Here is a 24,014-nt window from a genome sequence, read left to right on the forward strand (position 1 = left end):
TAGGATCGCGCCAGCGCGAGTGCCCGGACGGCGCCCACCCGGCGCCTCCGCCCCGCCCGGCCGAGAGGACCCGCATGACCGACACCCCCGTAGCCTCGTTCGAGTTGCTGGCCGCCCAGCTGCTGGAGGACCCGGACCTCGACGTCTCGGTCACCGCGACCGGCCTGCACGTGCACGGCCGCCTGTTCGCCTACCTCGACGGAACCGACCTGGCGCTCGACCTGCCCGAGGACCGCGCCGCCGACCTGGTCGAGCGCGGGGTCGCGTCTCCGGTGCCCGCCGGCCGCAGCGAGGCGAAGGGCGCCTGGGTGCGCATCGCCGACGCAGAGGACTGGCCGGAGCTCGCCTCCGAGTCGCACCAGTTCGTCGGCGAGCCCGCCGTCGGCCGGGAGTCGTGACCCCATGACGAACGCGCCCGCGCCCGCGCCCGGCTGGTACCCCGACCCGCAGCGGCCGGGAGGTCTGCGCTGGTGGGACGGCGTGCGCTGGACCGACCACGTCTCCGCGGCGCCGTCCGGCTACGCATCGACGCCCTACGCGCCCGCGCGACGCCGGCCGCTCCCCGCCGGGACCCCGGTGTACACGGTGTGGATCTGGCTGGTCGCCTTCCTGCCGCTCGTCAGCACTTTGCTGCTCTTCCTGCTCCACCCGCACGCGGCGTTCCGGATCGACGAGAGCGGCTCCCGCGTCCAGCTGGGCGACCCGATGGCGCTGTTCGGCGGCCCGCTGTACTTCGTCGTCGTCGTCATCGGCTGGCTCGTGACCGCGGCGACGATCGTGTTCGCGTGGCTGGACTACCGCGAGCTCGTCGGGCGAGGCGTCGAGCGCCCGTTCCACTGGGCCTGGGCGTTCCTCGGGATCGTCTACCCGATCGGCCGCAGCGTGATCGTCCGCGGCGTCGCCGGCGGGCGCGGAGCGGCGCCCCTGTGGGTGTCGATCGCGGTCTACGTGGTCAGCTTCGCGACCGCACTGATCTGGTCCGTGCTGTTGTTCGCCCAGATCCTCGGGACCGCTGCGAACAACGTCCCGCTCGGCACCTGAAAGACCCGTGTCGGACCGGCGCCGCCGCGTCCGTTATGATGGTCGTCGTGCGTCCGCTCGCGGTCGCGCTGGAGACGTCGCATAGTCAGGCCTAGTGCACCACCCTGCTAAGGTGGAGTCCCCGTAAGGGGACCGAGGGTTCAAATCCCTCCGTCTCCGCCGATCGAGACCCCCGGAATCCCAGTGATTTCGGGGGTTTTTCAGTTGGCGGAGAACGGGCTTGCCCACATTTTGCCCACACTTGCCGCGGAGACGGCGGCGTCGAGACGCATCGCGACGTCGTCGAGGTCGTCGTCGAAGAGGTCAGCGTACAGATCGAGGGTCATTGCAGCGGACGCGTGCCCGAGCATCCGCTGGACAGCTTGACGTTGGCGCCCGAGCTAATAGCCAGCGAAGCCGCCGTGTGGCGTAGGTCGTGAAGGGTCATCGGCTCGAGCTCGGCCTCTCGAAGCGCCGTCTTGAACCAGCTGCGTGAGCCGGTGCTGACTCGAGTCCGTCGAAGGTGTTGCCCGTGGGCGTCGCTGAACACCAGGTCGTCTCGCCCCTTTCCGGCGATCTGATCGGCCATTAGCTCAGACAGGAAGGGTGGATAGGGAACGTCGCGTCGCTTATGACTCTTGGGCGTTCCGATCTCGATGACCCCGGCGACCTCGACAGCATTCACTGTCACCGTGATTCGTCGGCGGCGTAGGTCGACGTCGCGGGTTCGCAGTCCTATCGCTTCACCCCAGCGCAGCCCGGTGTAGGCCAGGAGGAACACGAGAAGCGCGTGCTGGCGGGACGCTGCGGCGAGCCGGTGAACTTGCTCGTGGGTGAGGTAGACATGCGCTTTCGATACCTTCCGCGGCAGGTTGACGCCGCGGGCCGGGTTGGAGGTGATGCGCCTATCGCGCACTGCGACATCGAGGATGCCGGCCAAGATCCCATACGCGCGAAGGACGACGGTCGCTGACCGGTCCTGCCCGATGTGCGTGACCCAGTTCTGCACTTCGGAGAACCGGACGTCGCGCACCTTGAGCCGACCCCACTCGGGTTCGACGTACCTGTGCCAGGACACCTCGAGCGGCTTCTTGGAGGACGGCTTCAGGTGCGACTGGTTGCTGAGCCACACCGTACCGAGTGCACCGATCGTGATCGCGGACTCGGATGCGTCGACAAACTCGCCGCGAGCCTTCGAGATCTCAACCGAGGCGAGGAAGAGTTCCGCATCGCGCTTAGTCTTGAAGCCGCGCTTGTCCGTCTGGCGGTGATCCGGCGTTCGATAACGAACGCGGTAACGCTTACCGTGTGCGGTGTCGTAGGGCGAGATGGTTCCCATCAGCAAGGGCCTTCCATCCAGGGCGTTTCGCGACGTCGCACACGCTTCCACGGCGCCGGTTGAGGACACTCTACGAGCCCGCGCCGACACCGGGTGAGATAGGTAGGCGGTCCTCCCGGTCCCGGCGGCTCGCTTACCCGGTTTCCTCATCCGCTCCGACACAGGAGGATCGCGCTTTCAGAGGCCGTGTCAAGGGCGCCCGCGTCGCTGCGCGATGCAGCGGAGCTGCACCCTTGACTCGGTCTCTTAAAGCGCCAGGCTGCCTTCTGCGGTGCGGCGAGGGTGGAGTCGTGGGCGACCTGCGATTGCGGAGTGTTGGAAGCTCACTGCACGGTGCACGGTCTCCGGCGTGAGTGAACCTCTTGGACGCGATTCCAGAGCCGCGCAGACATCGGGCTCTTCGTTGATTATGCAGAGGCTTCACCTCGAGGGAGCGCGCAATTTCGGTACATTCTTGATGGTCCTCGCATGCATTCTGCTCGTAATTTCCCTCGCGGTGATCGTCGCCGACGGTAGCCTCTGGAGTTGGCTTGCCGTTCTCGTGTTCGTTGTTCTCCTTGTCGAGGCAATTAGGCGGGTAGTTGCAGCCCAGGCCCGCATCCGCGAATTCGAGAAGGCGAATGGGCCCGACGCGGGTAAGCAACAGCCCGTCACTTAGACGGGTCGCCACCTGCAAACCAGTCCGGGACCCGAACAAGCACTCTCCCGGCACGCACAAGCCGCGCGTCTTCAGACGAGATGGCCCAAGTCACCTTTGATCACCCGCCAGTGAAGTTCGCGGCCGGTGTGACGCGTGGGGGACGCGCCACACGCCTGAAGGGGTGCCAACATCTAGCGGATTGAACCGCCACGACGGCAGAGCTCCTCATGAGCCGACTCTACGGCAGGCGCAGCGTCCCAATCCGGATACATCAGCGGACGGGAGTCCCTCTGGCTCGTTGAATGCGCCAGAATCTCCGCATGACCGATGTGACGATCAGCACTGGCGACGCCCTCGCGATCCGTCGATTGCTATGGGACTTGGGCGCCGACCCCGAGACGCCGCACCACGCCAAGGTGGAAGCGTTTCATTGGGCGGCCGTACTCGACAGTCTGGCTGGCATGCCGCCCTGGCCTACCGGCGGAGAACCAACGCAGGAGGTGATCGCCTTCTACGAAAACGTGGTGGCTCGACTGGAAACCCAGATTCAGGCCCTTCAGGCTTCCAGCACTGGGACCGGCCTCTAGCCCTCCGCCATGGCACCTGATCCCCGACGTATCCTCTCGCCGTGAGCAAAATCTACGACGACGGCACCTTCAAAATTGAGGCGGTCTGGAAGGAGCTGGTTGAGCACTGGGAGGGCGACCGCGGCTACGTCTTTGACGCGGCCTGGGGGGTCGAGCCGGGGGATCTATACGTGCCATCGCCTCAGGATTGGGGCGCCGTGACTCCTGAATGGATGAATGGCCGTCGTGATGAGATCGTGGCGCGTTTGAGTATTCGCTCGCACCACAATGTCGTTCAACTTCCACCGGGTGGCAGCGAGCTTGTTGATTGGCGGATCCTGACTACTTGAGCCACCCCGCTCGTGACCGCAGTCGCCTCTCCTTGCTCCGCATCCCTCGAGTGTGGCTGCATCGGATTAGCTAGCACGGGCGCACGAAGGACCCGGAACGAAGACTTAGCTGCAACACTCAACGCACGATCGTCCGTCCTTCCGCGACTTGCCCACACTTTGCCCACACTTCGACGAGATGACAGTGCTATCCGTGTGATCTCCTAAGATGCGTTTATTGCGTCTGGTCGGGGTATTGTCTTGTTCTACCGGACTTGCAGAACCTCACAAATAGAGTTCAAATCCCTACGTCTCCGCCGATGGAGCTCTCCGTTCTTCCGCCTCTTACTTCTCAGGCTCGGCTGAAACAGCAGTGGCTCCGCTTTCTGCGGAGCCGTTTTGCGTTGTGGAGCTGCTGAGAACGCCCGTGGACGTCAACACGCTGGGATGGGTTACAGGCTGTGGCTTCCGCACCCTCTACCGCAGTTCGGTCATGTGGCCGATCAACCTGGCGATCGCTCGCTTCAACCTGTTCACCGCCACCATCCAAGCCGTCTACATCGCTCACGCTCTGAAAAGCGGAAGCATGACCGCCGCCGAAATCGGCGCTGCCGGAGTGATCGGCGGCGTCCTAGGGCTGGCGTTCACATTCATCGCCCCTCGGGCTTGGCGATGGGCGCGGCCGCTCGCAGTCTTGAGCTTGACCTTCGCACTACCCGCGGTCGCAGGACTGGGGATGCTTTTGTTGCGACCTGGCCGGCCGATTCTTAACGTTGTGCTCCTCGCACTGTCGCTGGGGCTGTGGGCATCGAGCGTCATGGTCAACATCACCGGCACGGAGTCGCTCAAGCAGGTGATCATCCCGTCGGGATCCTTGGGGTCGTTCTCGGCGGCGAGCCGAATCATGACATGGGGTGTTGATCCGGTCGGCGCGACCTTTGCGGCCGCGCTCGCAGTCTTCCTGCCGACAAGTGCTGTGCTTGCAGTCTCAGTCGCCGGCGTCGTGGTATCGCCTGTCTGGGTGCTCGCGAACAGAACAATCCGCGGGCTTCCGCTGCTCGCGCGGGCGGGGACCGTCGGCAGCGACTGACTCCGCGGTGAGGCCACCCGCGCGTCCACTCTGGACCACCGCTCTAGCGCCGTCCGGCCGGCGTACCTCCCCATGTCTGACATGGCAGAGGTGATGCTCGCGGTCATGCCGTTCTCTGGCCACGTTGCGCCCATGCGGGCGGTCGCGCGCGCCTTCGCTGCGGCAGGGCACCGGGTGCGCATGTACACGGGTCAGCCCACGCCGACGCCTTCCGCGCAGACGGAGCGGAGCCTGTGCTGTGGGAGGGGGCCGGGCTTCGATGAGAACGATCTGCCTGCGACATCCCTCCGCTGACCACCCTCAGGCAGGACATCGGCTGGATCGCCGAAAAGACGGCCGAGATCCTCACGACGCAGATCGAGAGCGGCGCTGTCTTCCCGGCTGCGGGGATTCTCGAAAACGGCGACCCGCGTCCGTGCCTCGGCGGCCGAAGGCTTTAGCACAACCACATGGCCAAAGAAACGGTCTTGAGCGAGCCAGTGCCCCGCGTACCGTCCTCGCCGGATCGCGCAGAACGCGCGTGATGACCCAACAGGCGCCTGCGGCGCCGGAGACGGAGCGTGCAATGAACGAGGAGAACACCGAAGATCTTCAGCCGCTTTCCGCGGAGGAGCTGGCCGCGGAGGGCGTCACGCCTCTTCCCGACAAGGAGGTCGCCTCGATTCTCGATCTGAATGCCGACCTGAACCTCGGGCTGGGGCTCGTCGCCCCCGTCGACCTCGGGGTCGCGGCGAACGCGAACGTGGCGGCGCCGATCGAGGCGTCGGCCGGCGCGAACGTGCTCTCCGCCGGGTCCACGGCCGTCGCGGGGGCAGACCAGAGCGCGGCCATCCAGCAGGGCATCGCCGCCGACGCGGTGGCCAACTCGCATCAGGTGAGCGACATGGCGCCGGCCGCCGACACCACCTCCGCGCCTGCGCCGTCCGCAACGACGGCTGTCCCCGGCTCCATCACGGACGGCAACCTGTTGAACGTGGACATCAACGCCGCGGCAGATGCCCACATCGCCGCCCCGATCAATGGCGCGGTCGCGGCCAACGCGAACGTCGCTGCCCCGATCGACGCGAGCGTCGCCGCCAACATCGGCTCGATCGACAGCCAGGCGGCCGCGGTCTCCCACCAGGACGCCGCGATCGACCAGAACATCACCGGTTCCGCAGACGCCACCGCCGGCCAGCAGTCCACCATCCAGCAGCCGTCGACCCAGCCGTAGGACGACGGTGACCGTCCCACCGGACTCGCCCCCCACGCAGGGCGACCAGTCACTGCTCGACGCGACGGGAGCCACGGACCGGGCCGCTGAGGTCCCGGTCCGTGCGCAGGGCGTGGAACTGATCGGCTCCATGCGCGGTTCGGGCTATCGGGAGCCGCCGTCGCTGGCACGTCGAGCTGACGGGCAGACCCTTCAGCTCACCCCGCTGCTCTATGCGGTCCTCGACGAGATCGACGGGAACCGGGACGTGAACGGGATCGCCGAACGCGTGAGTTCGCGCGTGGGCCGGCTGGTCCGTCCCGAGGATGTCCTGAGCCTCGTGGACTCGTCGTTGCGCCCCCTGGGACTCCTGGCGCGGGCGGACGGTTCCGAGCCGGAGGTCAAACGGTCCAGCCCGCTTCTCGGTCTCCGGCTGCGCAAGGAGGTCACGAATCCTGACGTGACGCGTCGGGTCACTGCGCCCTTCGCTCGGCTGTTCCACCCGATGGTCGTCATCCCGGTGCTGTGTCTCTTCGTGGCCGCGTGCTGGTGGCTCCTGATGGTGCACGGTCTTGCTGCTGCCACCTATCACGCGTTCCAGGACCCCGGGGTCCTGCTCCTCATCGTCGCCGTGACGATCCTGTCGGCCGGATTCCACGAATTCGGGCATGCCGCTGCGGCCCGGTACGGAGGTGCGACTCCGGGACGGATGGGGACGGGGCTCTACTTGTTCTGGCCCGCGTTCTTCACCGATGTGACGGACTCGTACCGGCTCGGAAGAGCGGGGCGCGTCCGCACCGACCTCGGCGGCCTCTACTTCAACGCTATCGTCGCGGTCGTCATCGTGGGTGTCTGGTGGGTCACGCGGTGGGATGCGCTCCTCCTGGTCGCCCTGACCCAGCTGCTGCAGATGGTTCACCAGCTCCTGCCCACGGTGCGCTTCGACGGCTATCACGTGCTCGCCGACCTCACCGGCGTTCCGGACCTCTTCCAGCGCATCAAGCCGACGCTGCTGGGCCTGCTTCCGTGGCGGTGGGGGCGGCCGGAGTCGCGCACCCTCCAGCCGTGGGCGCGCGCGATCGTGTGCGTGTGGGTCCTCGTCGTCGTCCCGATGCTGCTGTTCTCGCTGGTGATGATGGTCCTCACCCTGCCCCGGGTGATCGGCACCGCTGCGACGGCGCTCGCGGAGCGCGGTCAGGCCCTCGCCGCCGAGTTCGGCCGGGGGGATGCGGCGGCCGGCGCTGCGCAGATCGCCTTGATCGCCGCGACCGCGCTTCCGATCCTCGGCACGTTGTACATCCTCGCCCGTCTGTCGAAATCAGGGCTCACCGCACTGTGGGTCGGAACCCGCGGTCGCCCGGTGCGCCGTGGTGTCGCCGCCGCGCTCGTCGTCGCGATGCTGGGGGGTCTGGCGTTCGCGTGGTGGCCCGGTGCCCAGACGTATCGCCCGATCGAGCCGTACGAACGCGGCACGCTCTCCGACATCATCGCTCCGGCTTCCTACGAGCCCGGGCACCTTTCGCCCGGGTCGTCCGGCGCGGTGAACACCGTCTGGCCTGCAGGTGTGGCCCGTCCCACCGCTGACCACCCGCAGCTTGCCACGGTGCTGATCCCCCACGACGGTCGCTCCCCGTCCTGGGTGTTCCCCTTCGACAAACCTCCGGCGCCCAGCCCCGGAGACAACCAGGCGCTCGCCGTCAACACGACGGACGGCTCGACACTGTACGACGTGGCGTTCGCACTGGTCTGGGTGACGGGAGGCCAGTCCGCGCTGAACACCAACTCCGCCTACGCATTCGCGCACTGCTCCGGCTGCACCACCGTCGCCGTCGCCTTCCAAGTGGTTCTGATCGTCGGCCAGTCCGATGTCGTCGTGCCGCAGAACCTCGCCGCGGCCGCGAACTACGGTTGTGTCGACTGCGTGACCGCTGCGCTGGCAGAGCAACTGGTCCTCACGGTCAGCTCCGTCCCGGACGCTTCCACCCTGAAGAAGCTCACCGAGCTGTGGGCGCAGATCCAGGCCTTCTCGAAGAACCTCGAAGGGCTGGCGCTGGCCGATGTCCAGGCGAGACTCCTCGACTTCGAACAGCAGCTCAAGTCCATCATCCAGCAGGACCCCTCAGCCATCCCTGCGCCCGGCGCCTCTCCGGCACACGGGACGGGGACGGGAACGCCGGCGCCGACGACAGCGCCCGCGACCACGCCGACGTCCACCCCGGGGCCCGTGACGGGGCCGGGGTCTACCGCAGAGCCCGCACCGGGACCGAGCGCTGCCCCGAGCCCTGGTGCCTCACCGTCCGGCGAGCCGGTTCCGACGCCTTCCGCGACGGCGGCACCGATCCCCGTCCCGACCCCGTAGGGTTCCACGACCTCCTTGCTCGTGGCTTCTTCTTGGTGAACGGATGACCTGCGCTCTGTTTTGGGGGCACGTGGCCGGTCCGTCGCCAGCACTAGGATTATGAAATCGTGCGATTTCCGCACGAGAGTGTTCGCGGACCAGGACGATCCCGGTGTGCTGGCGTTGAGGAAGGTCACGTAATGAGCGCATCGCACACTACCGGTGGGATTGTCCACACTGGGCCGGTCGGCCGACGGCGTACCCGCGGGTCCGTCCACCGGGTGTGGCGGATGCGGTTGGCGGCGCTGGCAGGCGCGGTCGCTCTGGCTGCGCCGTTGAGTCTGCTCGGCGTGGCAGCGTCGGCCTCTGCGGCCACCGGCCACGTGGTGAGCGCCACCGTACCCGTCGGTGGGAACCCGGCGTCGGTCGCGGTGAATGCGAGCACGGACATCGCCTACGTCGCCAACTCGAGTGATAGCAGCGTGTCGGTGATCGATGGGGTCACCAACACGGTGACCGCCACGGTTCCTGTCAACTCCCCGCAGGGGGTGGCGGTGAATGCGACCACGAACACCGTGTACGTGACCGATCAGTTCGACGACACTGTGTCGGTGATCGATGGGGCCACCAATACCGTGACCTCGACCGTGCCCTTGCCCAGCGGGAGCGCCCCGACCGGGGTGGCGGTGAACGCGACCACGAACACCGTGTACGTGGCCAATCAGGCCGATGACACGATGTCGGTGATCGATGGGGTCACCAACACGGTGACCGCGACCGTGAGTCTCGGCGGCAACCCATTCGACGTGGCGGTGAATGAGACCACGAACACCGTTTACGTAACCACCTTCAGCGGCGAACTGTGGGTGATCGACGGAGCCACCAACGCGGTGAGCACCACGGTGCCCGTCCTCGGCCTCTCCTATGCGGTGGCGGTGAACGAGACCACGAACACGGTGTACGTGACGGAGTTCGCTGCCGGCACGCTGTCGGTGATCGATGGAGCCAGCAACACGGAGACCGCGACCGTGCCCATCGGCGGCGGCGCCGGCAGTCCGTATGGGGTGGCGGTGAACGAGACCACGAACACCGTCTACGTGGCCGACCAGAGCTTCAATACAGTGTCGGTGATCGACGCGGCTACTGACACGGTGACCGCGACAATCCCCGTCGGCAGCGCCGCGTCCGGGCTCGGGACGAATACGACCACGGACACGACGTACGTGGCCGATTTCGGCAGCAATACGGTGTCGGTGATCACCCCGGCCACGACACCGGGCGCACCGACGGGAGTCTCGGCTACAGCCGGCAACGGGCAAGCCTCCGTGGTGTTCTCGCCTCCGGCCAGTGATGGCGGCTCGGCGATCACCGGGTACACGGTGACCGCCACGGACACGACCACGCCGGGCAATGGTGGACAGACCGCGTCCGGCGCAGGTTCTCCCGTCACCGTGACCGGCCTCACCAACGGGGACACCTACACGTTCACCGTGACCGCCACCAACGCCATCGGTGCTGGTCCCGCCTCCACGGCCTCCAGCTCCGTCACGCCCGCCACGACACCGGGCGCGCCGACGGGGGTTTCGGCTACGGCCGGAAACGGGAAGGCGTCGGTTGCATTCTCCGCTCCGGCCGGTGATGGCGGCTCGGCGATCACCGGGTACACGGTCACGGCCACGGACACGACCACGCCGGGCAACGGCGGACAGACCGCGTCCGGTGCGGGTTCCCCGCTCACGGTGACCGGCCTCACCGACGGGGACACGTACACCTTCACGGTGACCGCGACGAACGCCGTCGGCGCCGGTCCCGCCTCCACGGCGTCCAACGCCGTCACCCCGACACCAGCCCCGGCGAGCCCGATACCGACGCCGGCGAGCCCGGCACCGACCCCGGCGAGCCCGGCGGCGACGTCGTTGGCCGCGACCGGTTCGGACCAGGCGCAGGCGCTGCCGGCGGCACTGGCAGGGCTTCTGCTGATCGCTGGGCTGGGCGTTCTGGGTGCCGCACGAGTGCGCAGCCGTTCCAAGAAGCCACGCATCGACTGAGCCTGGACGGCGCTCACCGCACAGCCACACCGGCACTCGCGGTTTGGTCGTGGCGCATCATCGGGACCGGCGCAGTGATCCAGTAACGCAGTCACGGGACAGACCTCCTCAATTCGTCTGATCGGATTGAGGGTCCAGCCGGCAGCTTGGCTGTCAGGCGATTCGGAGTGCGGCTGCGGCGGCCGCGAGTAGTGGCACAGGGACGTGCAGGCGGTCGGCGCGGCGCACCAGATCGCCCAGCACCGCTTCCACCTCCACCGGACGGCCCGCGCGATGATCGCGGTACATCGAGGTCGTGAATCCCGAACCCGCCTCCGTGAGGACGCGCCTCGCGAACCCTACGGCATCCGCCCGCGGTGCATGACCGGCATGCGTCATCACGTCCACGACCTCGTCGATGACGGCTTCCGCCGTCCGGGCCCCGCCCTCGGCCGCCACGATCCGGCCGACGTCTGCGCCCAGAAGGGTGTTCGTCGCGCCCCCGGAAGCGAGCAGCAGCCACTTCTCCCACATCTCGGCGACGATGGTGGATGAGGCGGAGCTCTGGATGGGCGCATCGCTCAGATCCTCCGCGATCCTGCGGACGCGGTCGGTGATCCGTCCGTCGAGCTCGCCGAAGACGAGCGTCGCCCCGGGCCGGAGGACCCCGATCGAACCGTCCTCGCGCAGTTCGGTCGCGACGAGGCAGACCCCGCCGAGGACGCGTCCGGGGAACTTCTCCTCGAGCGGCTCGATGTGGCCGATGCCATTGAGCGATGGGATGACGACCGCATCCGGTCCGACCGCGTTCTGCAGGTCTGCGATCGCCGGCTGCAGGGCGTACGCCTTCACCGACAGCAACACGACGTCGTACTCGGGCAGGACGGCGTCGGCTGTCACCGTGTCCATCGGGATGGCCCTGGATGAGCCGCCCGCCTCGGTCAGCAGCAGGCCGTCCCGAGCGAGGATGCGCGCCCGCTCGGGCCGGACGAGCAGCGTCACCCGGTGACCGGAGTCCTGGAGGAGCGCGGCGAGATAGCCGCCGACAGCCCCCGCTCCCACGATCAGGTACCTCATCGACGGTCCTCCGTCTCCACGTCCTCGGCGAGGACGGCCGCGTCCGCGGCGAGGTCGTCGGGAACCGTCGACCTATCGCGGATCGCCCACGCCGCCACGATGGCGAGGAGTCCCGCGGCGGTCACGACAGCCCAGACGCCGGCGTAGCCGGCGAGCGAGGTCGTGGCACCCAGGGTGAGTGCCACGAAGACCGCGACTCCGATAGCCGAACCGATCTGGCGAGCGGTGTTGAGCACGCCCGTCCCGGCCGAGTACTCGTGCGGGGGAAGGCTGGCGGTCCCGCCGGCGATGAACGCGGTCTGCGCGAGACCGGCTCCGAGCCCGGTGAGCACGATCCCGGGGAGGTAGCCCCACCAGAACGAGCCGCCGGCGGTGAGCGCGATCGTCCACCACAGGCCACCCAGCGCGAACAGGGCACCGCCGAGGAGGCCGAGGCCACGCGGGGTCGACGGGAGGCGCCCCGCGACGAGGGTCGAGACCACGGCGGCGGCGGGACCGGCGCCGAAGGCGAGGCCGGCGACGGCCGGGGGCAGCCCGAGCGGACCGGTGAGGAGCAGCGGCGCACCGACGAGCATGATGCCGAATCCCGCGTAGAAGAAGAACATCCCGGCGGAGGCGGCGCGGAATCCGCGATTGCCGAACACCCGCAGGTTCACGGCGGGGACCGCCGCCCGCCGGCTCCTCCACACGAACAGCGCCGAGAAGAGCACCGCCAGCACAGCGCCGATGCCGAGCTGCCACAGGCTCACGTCGGCGTCGGAGCTGTACGAGACGGTCCAGACGACCAGGGCGGCCGCGCCGGCGAGAGCGAGCGATCCGAGCAGATCGGGTCGGCGACCGCCCGAGCCGGGCACGGAGGGCACGCGAGGGAGGACGATGAGGGCGGGCAGCGCGAGGATGACGTTGATGAGGAAGATGAAGCGCCAATCCACCTGCACGAGCAGCCCGCCGACGGTCGGACCGAGGGCGGCGGCGATGGAGCCGGTGGCCGCCCACACGCTGACGAGCCGGGTGTGCCGGTTCCGCGGAGCTGTGGCGAGGAGCAGTCCGAGGCTGGTGGGGATGACAGCGGCCGCCGCCGCCCCCTGCACGGCGCGCGCCGCGATGAGCACGCCGATCCCCGGGGCGATCGAGCAGACCGCGCTGGCCAGGACGAAAACGACCAGACCGGCCACGAAGGTCCGCTTCCTCCCGACCACGTCGGCCAGCCGGCCGAACGGGATCAGGAGCGCCGCGAAGGCGATGCCGTAGGCGTTGAGCACCCAGGCCAGCTGCTGAGGTTGCACGCCGGGGAAGCTGGCACTGATCGAACCGAACGCGATATTCACGATGAAGAGGTCGAGCGAGGCGAGCACGCTCCCGGTCGCGACCACGAAGAAGGTCACTCCGAGGCGGGAACTCCGTACCTCGTTCTTACTAGCTTCAAGCAAGTCAGCCACCGCATCAGTAGGCCACAGAATGCCGCACCACCGCAAGCGATCACTCTGAACAACTTTTCACGGAAGCTAGCGCTAAGCTAGCTTCGGGAGGACGATATGCCGCTGAGATCCGATTGGTCCACCCGGGAGTGCACCATCGCCCGGGGCATCGACATCGTCGGCGACCCCTGGGTGCTGCTCATCCTGCGCGAGGCGTTCGCGGGTGCCCGCCGGTTCGAGGAGTTCGCCACCCGCACCGGCATCACAGACAAGGCGCTGAGCGCGCGGCTGCGCACGATGGTCGAGAGCGGCCTCCTCGAGCGGTCGGCCTCCGGCGATGGGACCCGTCCCCGGGCGGACTACCGGCTGACCGAGGCCGGGGCCGCGACCTTGCCGATCCTCCACGCGTTCGCCCTCTGGGCCGACGAGTACGGGCCGGAACCACGCCCGGGCCGGCTGGGCATCAACTGCGTCGCCTGCGGAGCACGGGTGGAGTCGGCTGATGTCTGCGTCTCGTGCGGCAGAAGGCTGACGTCGGAGAACGTGCGCTGGACGCGGCCCGGCGAATGGAACGGCGCCCAGGTGCAACTCGTCAGTGCGGCAACGTCGTCGGCCGACTGAGGCGGGCCCTGACAGCAAGCCCCGCGCGGCGTGGCGCGCTGAGAGTCGGCTGGTGAAAGCCCTCGTCAACGCGTGAGTGCTCGAACGAACACTTCGAGCGTGTCCTCGGCCGCGCGGCCGCCGGCCGCGACATCGAGGTGACCATGCTCGGTCCCTGGCTCGTACGACGAGGACACAGTGACACCGCTGGAGGCGAGCAGGGCGGCGTACGCTTCCCCGGACGCACGCAAGGTGTCCGCGTCTGAGTTGACGATGATGTGCGGGGGAAGGCCCGTCGTGTCGCCGTTGGCCGGGAAAGCGTACGGGTCCGCGAGAGCTTCCGCGCTCCCGGCATAATTGCGCGTCAGCCGATCGCCGGACTCGTGATCGAACGCATGGTGTTCGAGCGGAAGGGCGGCCACGGCGGCAGCCAGATTCTCACGGATCTCGGGAATATGCGGGTGCAGCATGGGGTATGCGAGCACCACGAGCGACGGCTGAGGCGAACCGTCATCGCGGAGGCGGAGCGCAGCGCCCGCGGCGAGGTTCCCGCCGGCCGAGGCACCGCCCAGCGCGAGCCTGGAGGGATCGACGCCCAGCGTGTGTGCGTTGGTCAGCGTCCAGAGGAACGCGGCGATGACGTCGTCCAGCGGTACGGGGAAATGCACGCCGTCCACGGCGAGGCGGTAGTCGACGGAGATCACCACCACTCCTCGCGCCGCAATCCATCGAGCGACCCCATCCGCCTCGGGCATATCCAGGTCACCGGCGGTCCAGCCTCCGCCGTGGAGCCACACCAAACCCGGGGCGGCCCGCGTGTCCGAACGAGCGTAGATCCGGACAGGGATGGGCCCATGTGGGCCGTCGACGCGACGATCGTCGATCACGAGACCTTCGCTCTGCGGGTGAACCTCGGGCACCCGCAGACAGTACCACCGCCTTCGCGCCAGGTAATCGACTTTTGCTCCCGCCCACGTCGTCGACCCCCGCCCGCTCGGAGCGACGACGATCGGCGGCCCTCGGAGCGCCGGCTCCGCCAGGGGGATGAGCCGGAGGCCGCCGCGCTACCTCCCGGCGGGGGATCTGCTGGTCAGCACGATCCCGGATGTGGGGCGCTGGCGCAGACCTTCGTCCGCGGGCGAGCGACAGTCGCTCACTCCCGCTTCACGAGCGCTGCGGCGACCACGCCTTCGGCGAGGGTCCGTGCCTGCTGGAACGGACCCCGGGAGCTGATGGCGGCACTGCGTGCCGCCGCGCCGTCGTAGAGGAGCGCGAGCGTGGCGCCGACGCTCTCGGGGTTCGCGCATCCGGCCTGCTCGGCCAGGTCCCGTAGCCGGTCCGCGAACTCATCAACGCCAATCCGTACGCCAACGGGGCGGTCATCTTTACGACTGACGGGAGGGCGGCCCGGCGATTCCAGCGGAAAGTCGATGCCGGCATGGTCGGAGTCAACGTGTCCATCCCCGTGCCCGTGGCTGCCTATTCCTTCGGAGGCGCGAAGAGCTCCATTTTCGGGGACACGAAAGCGTACGGCGCCGAAGGGTTCCGGTTCTTCAGCTTCGGATTCCCGGTGTCGTCATAGCGAGCGATGACCACACCGGCCAGAACTCGCCGGCGAGCGCAACGCATCCAGTTTCGAGCGCATCACGCGTGATCGGGAGCACCCCGAAACGGATGGAGATCCTGGGCGCACCGGGTGCCTCGGGTGAGTTGTCGACCCACGAAGCGCGGCAGAAGTGTCTGTTTCCCGCGGGGTGGTGATGAAGCACTTGCAACTCCTGAGGCGCGAGCAGTTGGCCCATCGCCCAGAAGGACCCCACAATCGATTCCGCCCCAGTGTCATCGAGGCAGTCGCGAACGAGGGCCGCCCCCGGCGCCGGCGTGACACGATGAGCAGTGCGTACCTCGACCACTGATAATGCGCAACCGGCAGTGGGCACTCAGCGATTACGATAAGCTTTACAAGCAAATCTGTATAGCAAAACTATCTTCTCGATTCGAGGTGGGCCGTGTCGTTGCTCAAGTTGTCATCCTTGACGGATTCGCTGAGCGAGGCTTTGCGTGAACAGATCATCGGGGGCCAGCTTGCGCCGGGGGAGCGCTTGACGGAGAGCTGGGTCGCGACCCAGTTCGATGTCGCCCGACCGACGGCGAAGGCCGGCCTCGATCGGCTGACGAACGAAGGGCTGCTGCGCCGGGGTCCCCGCAAGAGCGCGATGGTGCCTCGGCTCTCGGCGGCGGACGTGCGGGACCTCTATTTCAGCCGCGAACCGATCGAGTCGCAGGCGGTCGCCCGGCTCGCAGAGGAGGGGACCACGCCCGCGGACGCGGAGCGGGCCCTGGCGATGATGACCATCGCGGCTCAGCGCGACCTGCACACGGAGCACACGGAGGCGGATATCGCCTTCCATCGTGCACTGGTCGACGCGATCGAGAGTCCGCGCTTGAGCAGGATGCACGAGACGGTGATGGGGGAGTCTCAGCTGTGCATCGCCCAGGTGCGGCAGACCGCCGGTGTGAACCTGGTGTCGCTGACGGCCGAGCACGAGGCCATCCTCGAAGCGATCCGCGCTGGCGACCCGGAGGGCGCGGTCAGTGCGCTCCGCCACGACTTGCACGGCTGCCGTGACGCCCTGCTCGCCGACATCCCCCTGCTCGAGGCGAAAGACGCGAAGGAAGCGACGGCGTCGCTCTAGCGCTCGCCTACGGCGCCGGCGGTCGTCCCCGACACCCGCGGCCGGATCCCCCACGATCCGCTCCAGCTCTCGCCGGGCTGAAGCGGGATCAGGTCGGCCTTGGTGTTGAGGGCGTCGGGGCCGCAGGTCATCGGTTCGATCGCGATTGCTGTGCGCGGCCCGGCGGCGCTCGGAAAGTCGGGCGGAGCGAACAGCTGCACCCAGCGGAAGCTCGTGTCGGCCCACAACTCGACGGAATCCCCCGTGAGCGGATCGACGATCCGATGGCGGATCCTGCCGCTGTGAGCCCGGAGACCCGTCAGCACGACGTCCCTCGTCGCGGGAGAGGGCAGGACGCCCTCTGCCGTGCCGAAGCCGCGGGAGGCTGCGGGAGCGAGTGCCTGCGGGATCATGCGGTCGTCGACTTCGACGATGCTCTGCGCCTCGATCCGGATGCGCAGTCCGTCGCTCGGCCGATCGCCGATCCGAAGATAGGGGTGCGCCCCGACTCCGACGAGCGCCCGGCCCCGCCCGATGTTCGTGAATGTGTGAGTCACGATCAGCTCCGAGCCGGTGACCCGGTACTCGACGACGACGTCGAGCGAGAACGGGTACCCCCGCTGCGGATAGATCTGCGTCTGCATCCGCACACACGATTCGGAGACCACGTGGGGGATGAACACTGCCGCCCGGAGCAGGCCGTGGATGGCGTTGCCGTTCCGTGGCTCCGTGAGGTCGAGCTGGTAGTCGACGCCTCCGTCGGACCATCTGCCGCCGTCGACCCTGCCCGGCCACGGCGCGAGCACCGTCCCCGCGCCCATGGGCGCGAGCACCTCGTCGGGCCAGGTCTCGGTGTAGGCGACGTCATCGATCGAGAACGCGCGGAGCACGGCTGCCACTTGTCCGATGATCGCCTTCGCACCGCCCGCGCGGATCACCGTCTGCATGCCGCTCGCCGGCTCGGAGGTCCCGAATCGTGCCGTCACGATCGCTCGTCCCCTCGAAACCGTCTGATGGCGTCGGCCGCCGCGCTCAGATCATCGTCGGAGGCGATTCCGAAGTGGTAGAAGCGGAAATCTGTCGCCCCCGCGTTGCGGAGAGCCGACAGCGCGCGCCCATCCGGCCGGCCCTCCGGGGTCATGGTGCGGAGGACGCAGAGGCTGACAGCGATGGGGATGTCGGCGTCAGCCGCCGCGAAGGCGCGGACGCGGTCGAGGGACCGGTCGAGGTCGCCCCAGCCGTTGACCACCACTCCATCGCGGTCGCCCAGCGTCGACGGGTCGAGTCCGGCGAACGCCCCGACCGCCGCCGGCTCGTCGCTGGCGGCGAAGCGGATGTCGAGCTCGCCCGGCGCGGCGCCCCGAGCCGCCCGTACGACCGCTGCGCGGAACTCCTCCGCCACCCGCATTCTCATCGCGAGTACAGGGAGGAGGTGGTCGCCGAGCGCGGCCTCGAGTTCATCGGTCAGCGACGACGACGCGTGCGCCGGCGGATCCCGGAAGCACGAGTCCAGGGCCTCGCGGGTGCGCCGTCGCAGCGCGGCCGGGTCGATGCCGCTCTGCTGGTATTCCCGCTCGCACGAGGGGCAGAAGCACAACGACAGCAGCGTGCTCGCAGCGGGGCCGATGGGAACGCCGAGCTTGTCGTGCGCGCTGAGGTGGTCGAAGCCGTACCAGCCGCACGCTTCGAGCTCGAGCCCGCTGATGCCATCCCGCTGGGAGACATCCGCGACGAGGGTGCAGGCGTACCGGCGGACGCCGTCGTTCGCGATGCAGAGCGCCCAATCGTAGGCGTCGCCGAACGCGTTGACGACCGATGCCTCCGGATGGTTGCCCGCGATCTCTTCATTGTGCGCGACCACAAGCCAGGCGGTGACGCCGAGGCCTGCGGCGGTGAGGCTCGCGGTCGCCGTCGCCAGCGGGTCGTCGGCGCCCGGCAGGACCGCAGCCCGCGGCGTCAGCGCGCTGTCGCTCCAGAGCTCCGGAGTCGGGCGGAAGTAGACGGCGGCGCGACCGGCGCTCACGATCCGGCGCGAAGGATGCCGGACGCTCGTCGCCCGCACCGAATGGTACGCGGCGGCGATCGAGACGGAATCGGCCCCCAGCCCGTGCAAGCGCTCCGCCGCGTACGGATCGCCGACGATGTCCCAGGTGTAGGCGTAGAAGCCGACCCGGTTGCTCATGCTTCTCGGTTGCTGAGCACGGGGGCCTTGAGGCGGACCCCGATCGGTATCGCGGTGAATTTGCCCCCCAGGTACAGCAGCTCGGGATCGTCGTCGGCGAGGTCGGGCGTCGTGGCCTCGACCTCGGCGGCGAAGACTTCGGCGTCGTCGATGGGCGAGTACCCCAGGGCGTAGGCGGAGCTGAGGTCGCAGGTGTTGCGGGTGTTCGGAGACATGCCGAAGGCGATCACGTAGCCCGGCGACGGCGCGGTCAGCGCCGCGTCGAAGAGGTCAACGACATCGTGCGGGCTCAACCAGGTCGCGAGCTGGCGGCGGGTCCGCGGCCGGTCGACGACGGTGCCGATGCGGATGTTGACCACGTCGGTGCCCCAGCGGTCGTGCGTCATGCGCCCGAGCGCCTCCCCGAACACTTTGGAGACTCCGTAGTACGTGTCCGGGAGGTAGGGGCCGGGCGATTCGATGGGCCGGTCCCGGCGGGCGAACCCGACAGCGTGGTGGCTGCTCGCGTACACGACCCGGGGGATGCCGAGGCGGCGGGCCGCGTCGAACACGTTGTAGGTGCCGCGGATGTTGCTTTCGACGATGTCGTCGAACGAGGCTTCGTCCGAGATGGCGGCGAGATGGATCACCGCATCCACCCCTGTCATGGCCGTATCGAGCGTCGACAGGTCGAGCAGGCTCCCGATGATCGCATCCGGGTCGCCCGGGGTCGGAACCAGGTCGAACGAACGTACCGCGTGGCCTCTTTCGATGAGCCCCTGTCGCAGGGACTGACCGACCCCGCCAGCTGATCCGGTGAGTAGAACCGTTGCCATGGAGCCTCCTCTTCGAGTGTGAGGCAAGCTTGCCGAGTTCGGTTCAGTATGTCAATTCTCAAAAAACTACTTGCTATACAGATGATCATCCGCGTACGCTCCCCGAACATGACCATCCATCAGATTCCCCCGCGGAGAGTTGCGTGAACGGGGGCCGTCGCTATTCGGCGAACATCTCGATCATGTTCAAGGAGACGCCGCTCCTGCAGAGGCCGGCGCGAGCGAAATCCGCAGGTTTCGACTACATCGAATCCTGGTGGCCGTTCGACGTGGCCCAGCCGCAGCGGGCGCAGATCGACGACTGGATCGTCGCCATCGGCCAGGCAGGTGTCGAGTTGAGCGGAATGAACTTCTACGCCGGAGACATGCCCGGCGGCGAGCGCGGTGTCGTGTGCCTGCCGGATCGGAGGCCGGAGTTCGAAGCGAGCCTCCCCATCCTGCGCGAGATCGCCGAACGCACCGGATGCCGGGCCTTCAACTGTCTGTACGGTCAGTACAGCCCGCTGTTCGACCGTGCGGAGCAGGATGCCGCGGCGCTGTCGGGCCTGATCAGCGCGAGCCGCTGCGTGGCCGACCTGGGGGGCGTGGTCCTCATCGAGCCGCTCGCGCGCGGCCTGAACGGCGACTACCCGCTCGAGACCGACGGCGATGTCATCGCGGTGCTGGATCGGTTGCGGGCGAACGGCGTGGAGAACGCGGCCTTCCTGTTCGATACGTTCCACCTCGGGTCCAATGGCGTCGACATCGTCGAAAGCGCCCGTCACTGGGTCGATCGCATCGGCCACGTGCAGCTCGCCGACGCCCCCGGCCGGCACGAGCCCGGCACCGGGACGCTGCCGATCGAGGCCGCCGTCGAGGAGCTCTTCGCGGCCGGGTACACAGGCTTCGTCGCAGCCGAATATCAGCCGCTCGGCGTCACCGAGGACGGTCTGTCCTGGCTGGGGCTCCGTACAGCGGGCTGACCGCTTCCGCACTCACCTCCACCGGCCACGAAATCGAAGGAGATGCTATGGCCACGATCGGATTCATCGGCACGGGGATCATGGGGGGTCCCATGGCGGCCAACCTCGTTCGCGCCGGTCACCTCGTGCGGGCCCATGCCCGGAGCGCTGCATCGGCCGAGCGTGCTCGCCAGGCCGGCGCCGAGGTGGTGTCATCGGCGAAGGATGCGCTCCGCGATGCCGAGGTCGCCATCACCATGCTTCCTGACAGCCCAGACGTCGTCGAGGTCATGCTCGACGGCGGCGCGCTCGACGTGCTCCGGCCGGGCTCCCTGTACATCGACATGAGCACGATCCGTCCCGAGGTCGCACGGCGGTTGGCGGCCGAGGCTGCGGAGCGCGGCATCGGCGCGCTCGACGCGCCGGTCAGCGGAGGGGAGTCGGCGGCGATCGACGGCACTCTCAGCGTCATGGTCGGCGGGGACGCGGCGGACGTCCAGCGCGCCGAGCCGTACCTCGCGAGCATGAGCGCGAGCGTCCGGCACGTCGGTCCGGCGGGAGCGGGCCAGACCACGAAGGCGGCGAACCAGCTCATCGTCGCGTGCAACATCCAGGCGGTCGCCGAGGCCATCGTCTTTCTCGAGCAGTCGGGGGTGGAACTCGATCCCGCACTCGACGCGATCGCCGGCGGTCTCGCCGGCTCGGCTGTCCTCGACCGGAAGCGCGTCGCGTTCACGTCGGGACAGTATCCGCCCGGGTTCAGGGTCGCCCTCCACGTCAAGGATCTCGGAATCGTCCGGTCGCACGCCGCCGCCCTCGGCCTCTCCCTGCCGTTGAGCGGCGTGGCGGACGCCCTCATGACCTCTCTCGCCGCGCGCGACGGCAGCGGGCTGGATCATTCGGCTCTGCTGCGCCTGACGCGCGAACTGAACCCGATGCCACATTGACAGACAAGATTATCTGAATGACAATCAGTTCATTGCGATGACGCGATGTCGGCAGCAATGACGCTACGAATGAGGAGAACGCCCGATGGCGCTGAATGAAATTGCCGCAAGCCTGTACGCCTGGGACCTCGCCGACGAGGGGGTCGACCGGCCGCTGGACAACCTCCAAGGGTTCGCGGGCGTCAACTCCGCTTACCTGGTCGGTCTGATGCACAAGGAGAAGCGTCCGCTGCACGCTCGCTTCTACCCGCACAACCCCGTCCGCAAGTTCTACACACCCGAGGACAGCCGGGCCTATTGGACACCTGACCCGCGCTTCTACACCGGGCGCATCAAGCCACAGACCTCGAGCAGGCCCTTCTTGCAGGGTGTGGACTGGCTGGACAGGCTCACCGAGGCGGCGCGCTCGCGCGGGATGAAGACCGGTTGCGAAATCTCCCACACGATCCTCGACGCGGACCTCGCGCGCGAGCAGTTCTCCGACGCCCTCCAGCTCGATGTCTTCGGCAACAATGTCGGGCCGTTCGGTTCTTCCCAGGCCGCGGACGCGCTGCCGTGTCTGAACAACCCGGACATTCAGGAGTACCTGGTCGCCCTGGTCAGCGATCTTGCGGCGAATCACGATGTCGACTACATCCAGACCTGTCTGGTGATGTTCGCATCCGGATATTCGGGCAACAACACGATCAGTTCCTCCGCGGTCTCGGGGGGATGGCTGTCGCTCATGACGGCGGCAACCGGCGGCTGCTTCTGCGCCTCCTGCGAGTCGAAAGCGCGGGGCCTCGGCCTCGACTGGGACGCGATGGTCGCAGAGACCAGGCACATCGCGCGGATGACGAGGGGCACCTACCTCGAAGAGGCGCACGAAGGCGCCATGCTCCGCGAGAGCAACTACAGCGAAGCCGAGATGCTCCTCGAGAACGAGGCGTTCACCGCATGGCTCATGTTCCGGCGCAAGTCGGTCGACGATCTGTTCGAGCTCGTCTCGTCGGCCATCCACAGCGCCCGCGGAGAAGTCGACTTCCGGTACAACACCTACATGTCCCAGCCGGAGCTGGCCGGGCTCAACTTCCGCTCGGCGTTCCAGTTCGTCGACTCGGTCCGCGAGTCGGACTACTCCGACCAGCTCGGGACGGCGGAAGGCGTGGCGGTCAAGCGGGCCAAGCTCATGAAGGCCCGGCGCGCCCTGGGGTACGAGAAGCCCTTGCTCGCGGCGCTCGGCGTGCGCCCGAACGCCACCCCGGAAACGCTCCGTGCGAGCGTCAAGGCCGCGGTCGACTCCGGTTGCGACGGCCTCTCGCTCGGTCACTACGACGGAGCCACCATGGAGCGGCTCAAGGCCGTCACGGACGGCATGCGGGAGTGGGAGGGCGCAGAGAGCGACTGGATCTATTCCGCACCGGTGTTGAACTAAATCCCTTCAATGAAGAAAGGCGTTCCCCCATGCACCTGAACAGACTGGGCCGAGCAGCGACACTCGTGGTCGCAGCAGCTCTGGCCCTCGCCCTCACCTCGTGCTCGTCCACGTCGTCTTCGCCGTCATCGGCGAAGGCCGGGGCGGCCACGGGGCCGATCTCGATCGGAGTGCCGCCTTCCGCGCCCGTGTACCCGGCTCTTGCCAAGGCGTGGAACGCGCTGCACCCGGACCAGAAGGTGACCCTCGTCACCTACAACTCGTCGTTGACCAGCGGCATCCACGATCAGCTGGCTCAGAACTTCCAGGCGAAGACCGACCTGTTCGACGGTCTCATCATCAACCACTCGTTCACCGCGGAGTTCGCGGCACGAGGATGGGTCTCCCCATTGAACGCGTCGGACTTCCCGCTGTCGAAGCTTCTGAAGCCCGCAGTGCAGACGGCGGAATGGAAAGGCAAGCTGTACGCCGTCCCCCTCTACACGGACACCTCGATGCTGTACTACCGCACCGATCTGGTGAAGACTCCGCCGACCACGATGAAGCAGGTGCAGGCCGACTGCGCCAAGCTGGATCTGGCAGCGAAGGGGATGAGCTGCTTCTCGAGCCAGTACGCACAATACGAGGGTCTCTCCTGCTGCACGTTCCAGGAGGCGATCACCGACGCCGGCGGCAGTGTGCTCGACGCGAAGGGTGCACCGACAGTGGACTCGAAGGCGGGCAAGACGGCGCTGACCAACCTCGTCGGCGAGATCAAGTCGGGGCTCGTCCCTCACGCCGCGCTGACCTACACCGAGCAGCAGACGCTGCAGGCGTTCGACACGGGAAAGCTCGTCTTCATGCGCAACTGGTCGTACGCGTACGCGCTGACCAAGGCGCCAGGGCAGGACTCAGTGGTTCAGAACAAATTCTCTGTCGCCCCTCTCCCGGGCTATTCGGGATCGGGTGCTTCGGTGGTCGGCGGCTGGCAACTCATGGACAACAAATACGGCAAGAACGCCGGTACGGTGGCCGCGTTCGGCGCCTTCGCCGTGCAGGCCGCCCAGCAGCGGCAGTTCGTCGCCATCGCAGGACAGCCGCCGGTGCTCGCGAGCCTGTACGACGACAAGCAGCTGATCGCCACGCATCCCTTCATCCCGACCTTCAAGGCCGCGATGGACAAAGCGGTGCCCCAGCCGGAGTCGCCCAACTGGCCTTCGATGTCGATCGCACTCCAGCAGGCGCTCTATCCGGCCCTCGAAGGGCAGACGAGTGTCGATGCCGCGCTCAAACAGGCGCAGCAGAACATGGACGCAGCCAACAAGTAATCGGCCTCGGGTGCCGACGGTCCACGTCGGCACCCGGCTGAAGAGAGGCTTCTCGTGACCAGCACGTCAACCCGCGTCCCGTTGCCAGCGTCGGCGC

Annotated in this window: 22 protein-coding genes, 1 tRNA gene and 1 pseudogene; 16 read left to right on the plus strand and 8 right to left on the minus strand. The window is 67.8% G+C overall.

Features of this window, described 5'->3' with window-relative positions; all coding sequences use genetic code 11:
- The first annotated feature begins 74 nt into the window (after positions 1-74).
- The 3 genes from ACR9Y5_RS01555 to ACR9Y5_RS01565 all read left to right on the plus strand — a co-directional run bounded on the left by ACR9Y5_RS01555 (position 75) and on the right by ACR9Y5_RS01565 (position 1,200).
- Positions 75-398 carry a hypothetical protein gene (locus tag ACR9Y5_RS01555; RefSeq protein ID WP_481296298.1) on the plus strand — a complete coding sequence of 108 codons (324 nt, stop codon included), beginning with the start codon at positions 75-77 and terminating at the stop codon, positions 396-398.
- Between the two features lie 4 nt (positions 399-402).
- Positions 403-1,041 carry a DUF2510 domain-containing protein gene (locus ACR9Y5_RS01560; RefSeq protein ID WP_481296299.1) on the plus strand — a complete coding sequence of 213 codons (639 nt, stop codon included), beginning with the start codon at positions 403-405 and terminating at the stop codon, positions 1,039-1,041.
- A gap of 70 nt (positions 1,042-1,111) precedes the next feature.
- Positions 1,112-1,200: transfer RNA gene (locus tag ACR9Y5_RS01565), tRNA-Ser, on the plus strand.
- Between the two features lie 41 nt (positions 1,201-1,241).
- Here ACR9Y5_RS01565 and ACR9Y5_RS01570 read toward each other — a convergent pair.
- Together ACR9Y5_RS01570 and ACR9Y5_RS01575 are read right to left on the minus strand one after the other, a co-directional pair.
- Positions 1,242-1,367 carry a hypothetical protein gene (locus tag ACR9Y5_RS01570; RefSeq protein ID WP_481296300.1) on the minus strand — a complete coding sequence of 42 codons (126 nt, stop codon included), beginning with the start codon at positions 1,365-1,367 and terminating at the stop codon, positions 1,242-1,244.
- Complete coding sequence (locus ACR9Y5_RS01575) at positions 1,364-2,359, minus strand: tyrosine-type recombinase/integrase (RefSeq protein ID WP_481296301.1); 996 nt, start codon at positions 2,357-2,359, stop codon at positions 1,364-1,366. The genes ACR9Y5_RS01570 and ACR9Y5_RS01575 overlap by 4 nt, the downstream gene beginning before the upstream one ends.
- 960 nt (positions 2,360-3,319) lie before the next feature.
- On the opposite strand from ACR9Y5_RS01575, the gene ACR9Y5_RS01580 reads away from it, so the two are divergent.
- The 6 genes from ACR9Y5_RS01580 to ACR9Y5_RS01605 all read left to right on the plus strand — a co-directional run bounded on the left by ACR9Y5_RS01580 (position 3,320) and on the right by ACR9Y5_RS01605 (position 10,562).
- Positions 3,320-3,586 (plus strand): hypothetical protein, encoded by a 267-nt coding sequence (locus tag ACR9Y5_RS01580; protein ID WP_481296302.1) that lies wholly within the window; start codon positions 3,320-3,322, stop codon positions 3,584-3,586.
- A 41-nt stretch (positions 3,587-3,627) separates the two neighbouring features.
- On the plus strand, positions 3,628-3,915 hold the full coding sequence (locus ACR9Y5_RS01585; RefSeq protein WP_481296303.1) for a hypothetical protein: 288 nt from the start codon (positions 3,628-3,630) through the stop codon (positions 3,913-3,915).
- Positions 3,916-4,321: 406 nt separating this feature from the next.
- Positions 4,322-4,984: a hypothetical protein gene (locus tag ACR9Y5_RS01590; RefSeq protein WP_481296304.1), complete on the plus strand. Its 663-nt coding sequence runs from the start codon at positions 4,322-4,324 to the stop codon at positions 4,982-4,984.
- A gap of 565 nt (positions 4,985-5,549) precedes the next feature.
- Positions 5,550-6,197 carry a peptidoglycan-binding protein gene (locus tag ACR9Y5_RS01595; protein WP_481296305.1) on the plus strand — a complete coding sequence of 216 codons (648 nt, stop codon included), beginning with the start codon at positions 5,550-5,552 and terminating at the stop codon, positions 6,195-6,197.
- A 7-nt stretch (positions 6,198-6,204) separates the two neighbouring features.
- Entirely contained in the window at positions 6,205-8,535 is a 2,331-nt protein-coding gene (locus ACR9Y5_RS01600) for a hypothetical protein (protein WP_481296306.1), read from the plus strand.
- A 329-nt stretch (positions 8,536-8,864) separates the two neighbouring features.
- Positions 8,865-10,562, plus strand: a complete 1,698-nt coding sequence (locus tag ACR9Y5_RS01605; RefSeq protein WP_481296307.1) for a fibronectin type III domain-containing protein — start codon at positions 8,865-8,867, stop codon at positions 10,560-10,562.
- A 153-nt stretch (positions 10,563-10,715) separates the two neighbouring features.
- On the opposite strand, the gene ACR9Y5_RS01610 is transcribed toward ACR9Y5_RS01605, so the two are convergent.
- Positions 10,716-11,618: a ketopantoate reductase family protein gene (locus ACR9Y5_RS01610; protein WP_481296308.1), complete on the minus strand. Its 903-nt coding sequence runs from the start codon at positions 11,616-11,618 to the stop codon at positions 10,716-10,718.
- Positions 11,615-13,057, minus strand: coding sequence for an MFS transporter (locus tag ACR9Y5_RS01615; protein ID WP_481296309.1), 1,443 nt, complete (start codon positions 13,055-13,057; stop codon positions 11,615-11,617). Before ACR9Y5_RS01615 ends, ACR9Y5_RS01610 begins: the two co-directional genes overlap by 4 nt.
- 96 nt (positions 13,058-13,153) lie before the next feature.
- Here ACR9Y5_RS01615 and ACR9Y5_RS01620 point away from each other — a divergent pair, with 96 nt between their 5' ends.
- Positions 13,154-13,657, plus strand: coding sequence for a winged helix-turn-helix transcriptional regulator (locus ACR9Y5_RS01620; protein ID WP_481296310.1), 504 nt, complete (start codon positions 13,154-13,156; stop codon positions 13,655-13,657).
- Between the two features lie 65 nt (positions 13,658-13,722).
- Here the strand turns inward: ACR9Y5_RS01620 and ACR9Y5_RS01625 are convergent, their stop codons facing one another.
- Complete coding sequence (locus ACR9Y5_RS01625) at positions 13,723-14,556, minus strand: alpha/beta hydrolase (protein ID WP_481296311.1); 834 nt, start codon at positions 14,554-14,556, stop codon at positions 13,723-13,725.
- Positions 14,557-14,978: 422 nt separating this feature from the next.
- Here ACR9Y5_RS01625 and ACR9Y5_RS01630 point away from each other — a divergent pair.
- Together ACR9Y5_RS01630 and ACR9Y5_RS01635 are read left to right on the plus strand one after the other, a co-directional pair.
- Positions 14,979-15,218: pseudogene (locus ACR9Y5_RS01630) on the plus strand (aldehyde dehydrogenase family protein); the annotation flags it as partial.
- 427 nt (positions 15,219-15,645) lie between these two features.
- A complete protein-coding gene (locus ACR9Y5_RS01635; RefSeq protein WP_481296312.1) occupies positions 15,646-16,332 on the plus strand; it encodes a GntR family transcriptional regulator in 687 nt (228 codons plus the stop codon).
- Here ACR9Y5_RS01635 and ACR9Y5_RS01640 read toward each other — a convergent pair.
- Genes ACR9Y5_RS01640 through ACR9Y5_RS01650 form a run of 3 tightly spaced genes read right to left on the minus strand, consistent with a single transcriptional unit; the run spans position 16,329 to position 19,308 of the window.
- Complete coding sequence (locus tag ACR9Y5_RS01640) at positions 16,329-17,297, minus strand: aldose epimerase family protein (protein ID WP_481296313.1); 969 nt, start codon at positions 17,295-17,297, stop codon at positions 16,329-16,331. The two genes, ACR9Y5_RS01635 and ACR9Y5_RS01640, sit on opposite strands and share 4 nt — an antisense overlap.
- Positions 17,294-18,493: a hypothetical protein gene (locus ACR9Y5_RS01645; RefSeq protein WP_481296314.1), complete on the minus strand. Its 1,200-nt coding sequence runs from the start codon at positions 18,491-18,493 to the stop codon at positions 17,294-17,296. The genes ACR9Y5_RS01640 and ACR9Y5_RS01645 overlap by 4 nt, the downstream gene beginning before the upstream one ends.
- Positions 18,490-19,308 (minus strand): NAD-dependent epimerase/dehydratase family protein, encoded by an 819-nt coding sequence (locus tag ACR9Y5_RS01650; RefSeq protein ID WP_481296315.1) that lies wholly within the window; start codon positions 19,306-19,308, stop codon positions 18,490-18,492. Before ACR9Y5_RS01650 ends, ACR9Y5_RS01645 begins: the two co-directional genes overlap by 4 nt.
- Positions 19,309-19,451: 143 nt before the next feature.
- Between ACR9Y5_RS01650 and ACR9Y5_RS01655 the strand changes: the two genes are divergently transcribed.
- From ACR9Y5_RS01655 to ACR9Y5_RS01670, 4 genes are all read left to right on the plus strand, one after another.
- Complete coding sequence (locus tag ACR9Y5_RS01655; RefSeq protein ID WP_481296316.1) at positions 19,452-20,270, plus strand: hydroxypyruvate isomerase family protein; 819 nt, start codon at positions 19,452-19,454, stop codon at positions 20,268-20,270.
- Positions 20,271-20,317: 47 nt separating this feature from the next.
- On the plus strand, positions 20,318-21,196 hold the full coding sequence (locus tag ACR9Y5_RS01660; RefSeq protein WP_481296317.1) for an NAD(P)-dependent oxidoreductase: 879 nt from the start codon (positions 20,318-20,320) through the stop codon (positions 21,194-21,196).
- 85 nt (positions 21,197-21,281) lie between these two features.
- On the plus strand, positions 21,282-22,610 hold the full coding sequence (locus ACR9Y5_RS01665; RefSeq protein ID WP_481296318.1) for an alpha-galactosidase: 1,329 nt from the start codon (positions 21,282-21,284) through the stop codon (positions 22,608-22,610).
- Between the two features lie 29 nt (positions 22,611-22,639).
- Complete coding sequence (locus tag ACR9Y5_RS01670) at positions 22,640-23,917, plus strand: extracellular solute-binding protein (RefSeq protein ID WP_481296319.1); 1,278 nt, start codon at positions 22,640-22,642, stop codon at positions 23,915-23,917.
- Positions 23,918-24,014 lie beyond the last annotated feature (97 nt).

The organism is Leifsonia sp. KNZ13-11D (assembly GCF_056754895.1).

What these genes read in the sequence shown, in the direction of transcription:
- ACR9Y5_RS01555 (WP_481296298.1), top strand. Translation starts at nt 75, where the DNA reads ATGACCGACACCCCCGTAGCCTCGTTCGAGTTGCTGGCCGCCCAGCTG.
- ACR9Y5_RS01560 (WP_481296299.1), top strand. Translation starts at nt 403, where the DNA reads ATGACGAACGCGCCCGCGCCCGCGCCCGGCTGGTACCCCGACCCGCAG.
- ACR9Y5_RS01570 (WP_481296300.1), bottom strand. Translation starts at nt 1,367, where the DNA reads ATGACCCTCGATCTGTACGCTGACCTCTTCGACGACGACCTCGACGAC.
- ACR9Y5_RS01575 (WP_481296301.1), bottom strand. Translation starts at nt 2,359, where the DNA reads ATGGGAACCATCTCGCCCTACGACACCGCACACGGTAAGCGTTACCGC.
- ACR9Y5_RS01580 (WP_481296302.1), top strand. Translation starts at nt 3,320, where the DNA reads ATGACCGATGTGACGATCAGCACTGGCGACGCCCTCGCGATCCGTCGA.
- ACR9Y5_RS01595 (WP_481296305.1), top strand. Translation starts at nt 5,550, where the DNA reads ATGAACGAGGAGAACACCGAAGATCTTCAGCCGCTTTCCGCGGAGGAG.
- ACR9Y5_RS01610 (WP_481296308.1), bottom strand. Translation starts at nt 11,618, where the DNA reads ATGAGGTACCTGATCGTGGGAGCGGGGGCTGTCGGCGGCTATCTCGCC.
- ACR9Y5_RS01620 (WP_481296310.1), top strand. Translation starts at nt 13,154, where the DNA reads ATGCCGCTGAGATCCGATTGGTCCACCCGGGAGTGCACCATCGCCCGG.
- ACR9Y5_RS01645 (WP_481296314.1), bottom strand. Translation starts at nt 18,493, where the DNA reads ATGAGCAACCGGGTCGGCTTCTACGCCTACACCTGGGACATCGTCGGC.
- ACR9Y5_RS01650 (WP_481296315.1), bottom strand. Translation starts at nt 19,308, where the DNA reads ATGGCAACGGTTCTACTCACCGGATCAGCTGGCGGGGTCGGTCAGTCC.
- ACR9Y5_RS01660 (WP_481296317.1), top strand. Translation starts at nt 20,318, where the DNA reads ATGGCCACGATCGGATTCATCGGCACGGGGATCATGGGGGGTCCCATG.
- ACR9Y5_RS01665 (WP_481296318.1), top strand. Translation starts at nt 21,282, where the DNA reads ATGGCGCTGAATGAAATTGCCGCAAGCCTGTACGCCTGGGACCTCGCC.
- ACR9Y5_RS01670 (WP_481296319.1), top strand. Translation starts at nt 22,640, where the DNA reads ATGCACCTGAACAGACTGGGCCGAGCAGCGACACTCGTGGTCGCAGCA.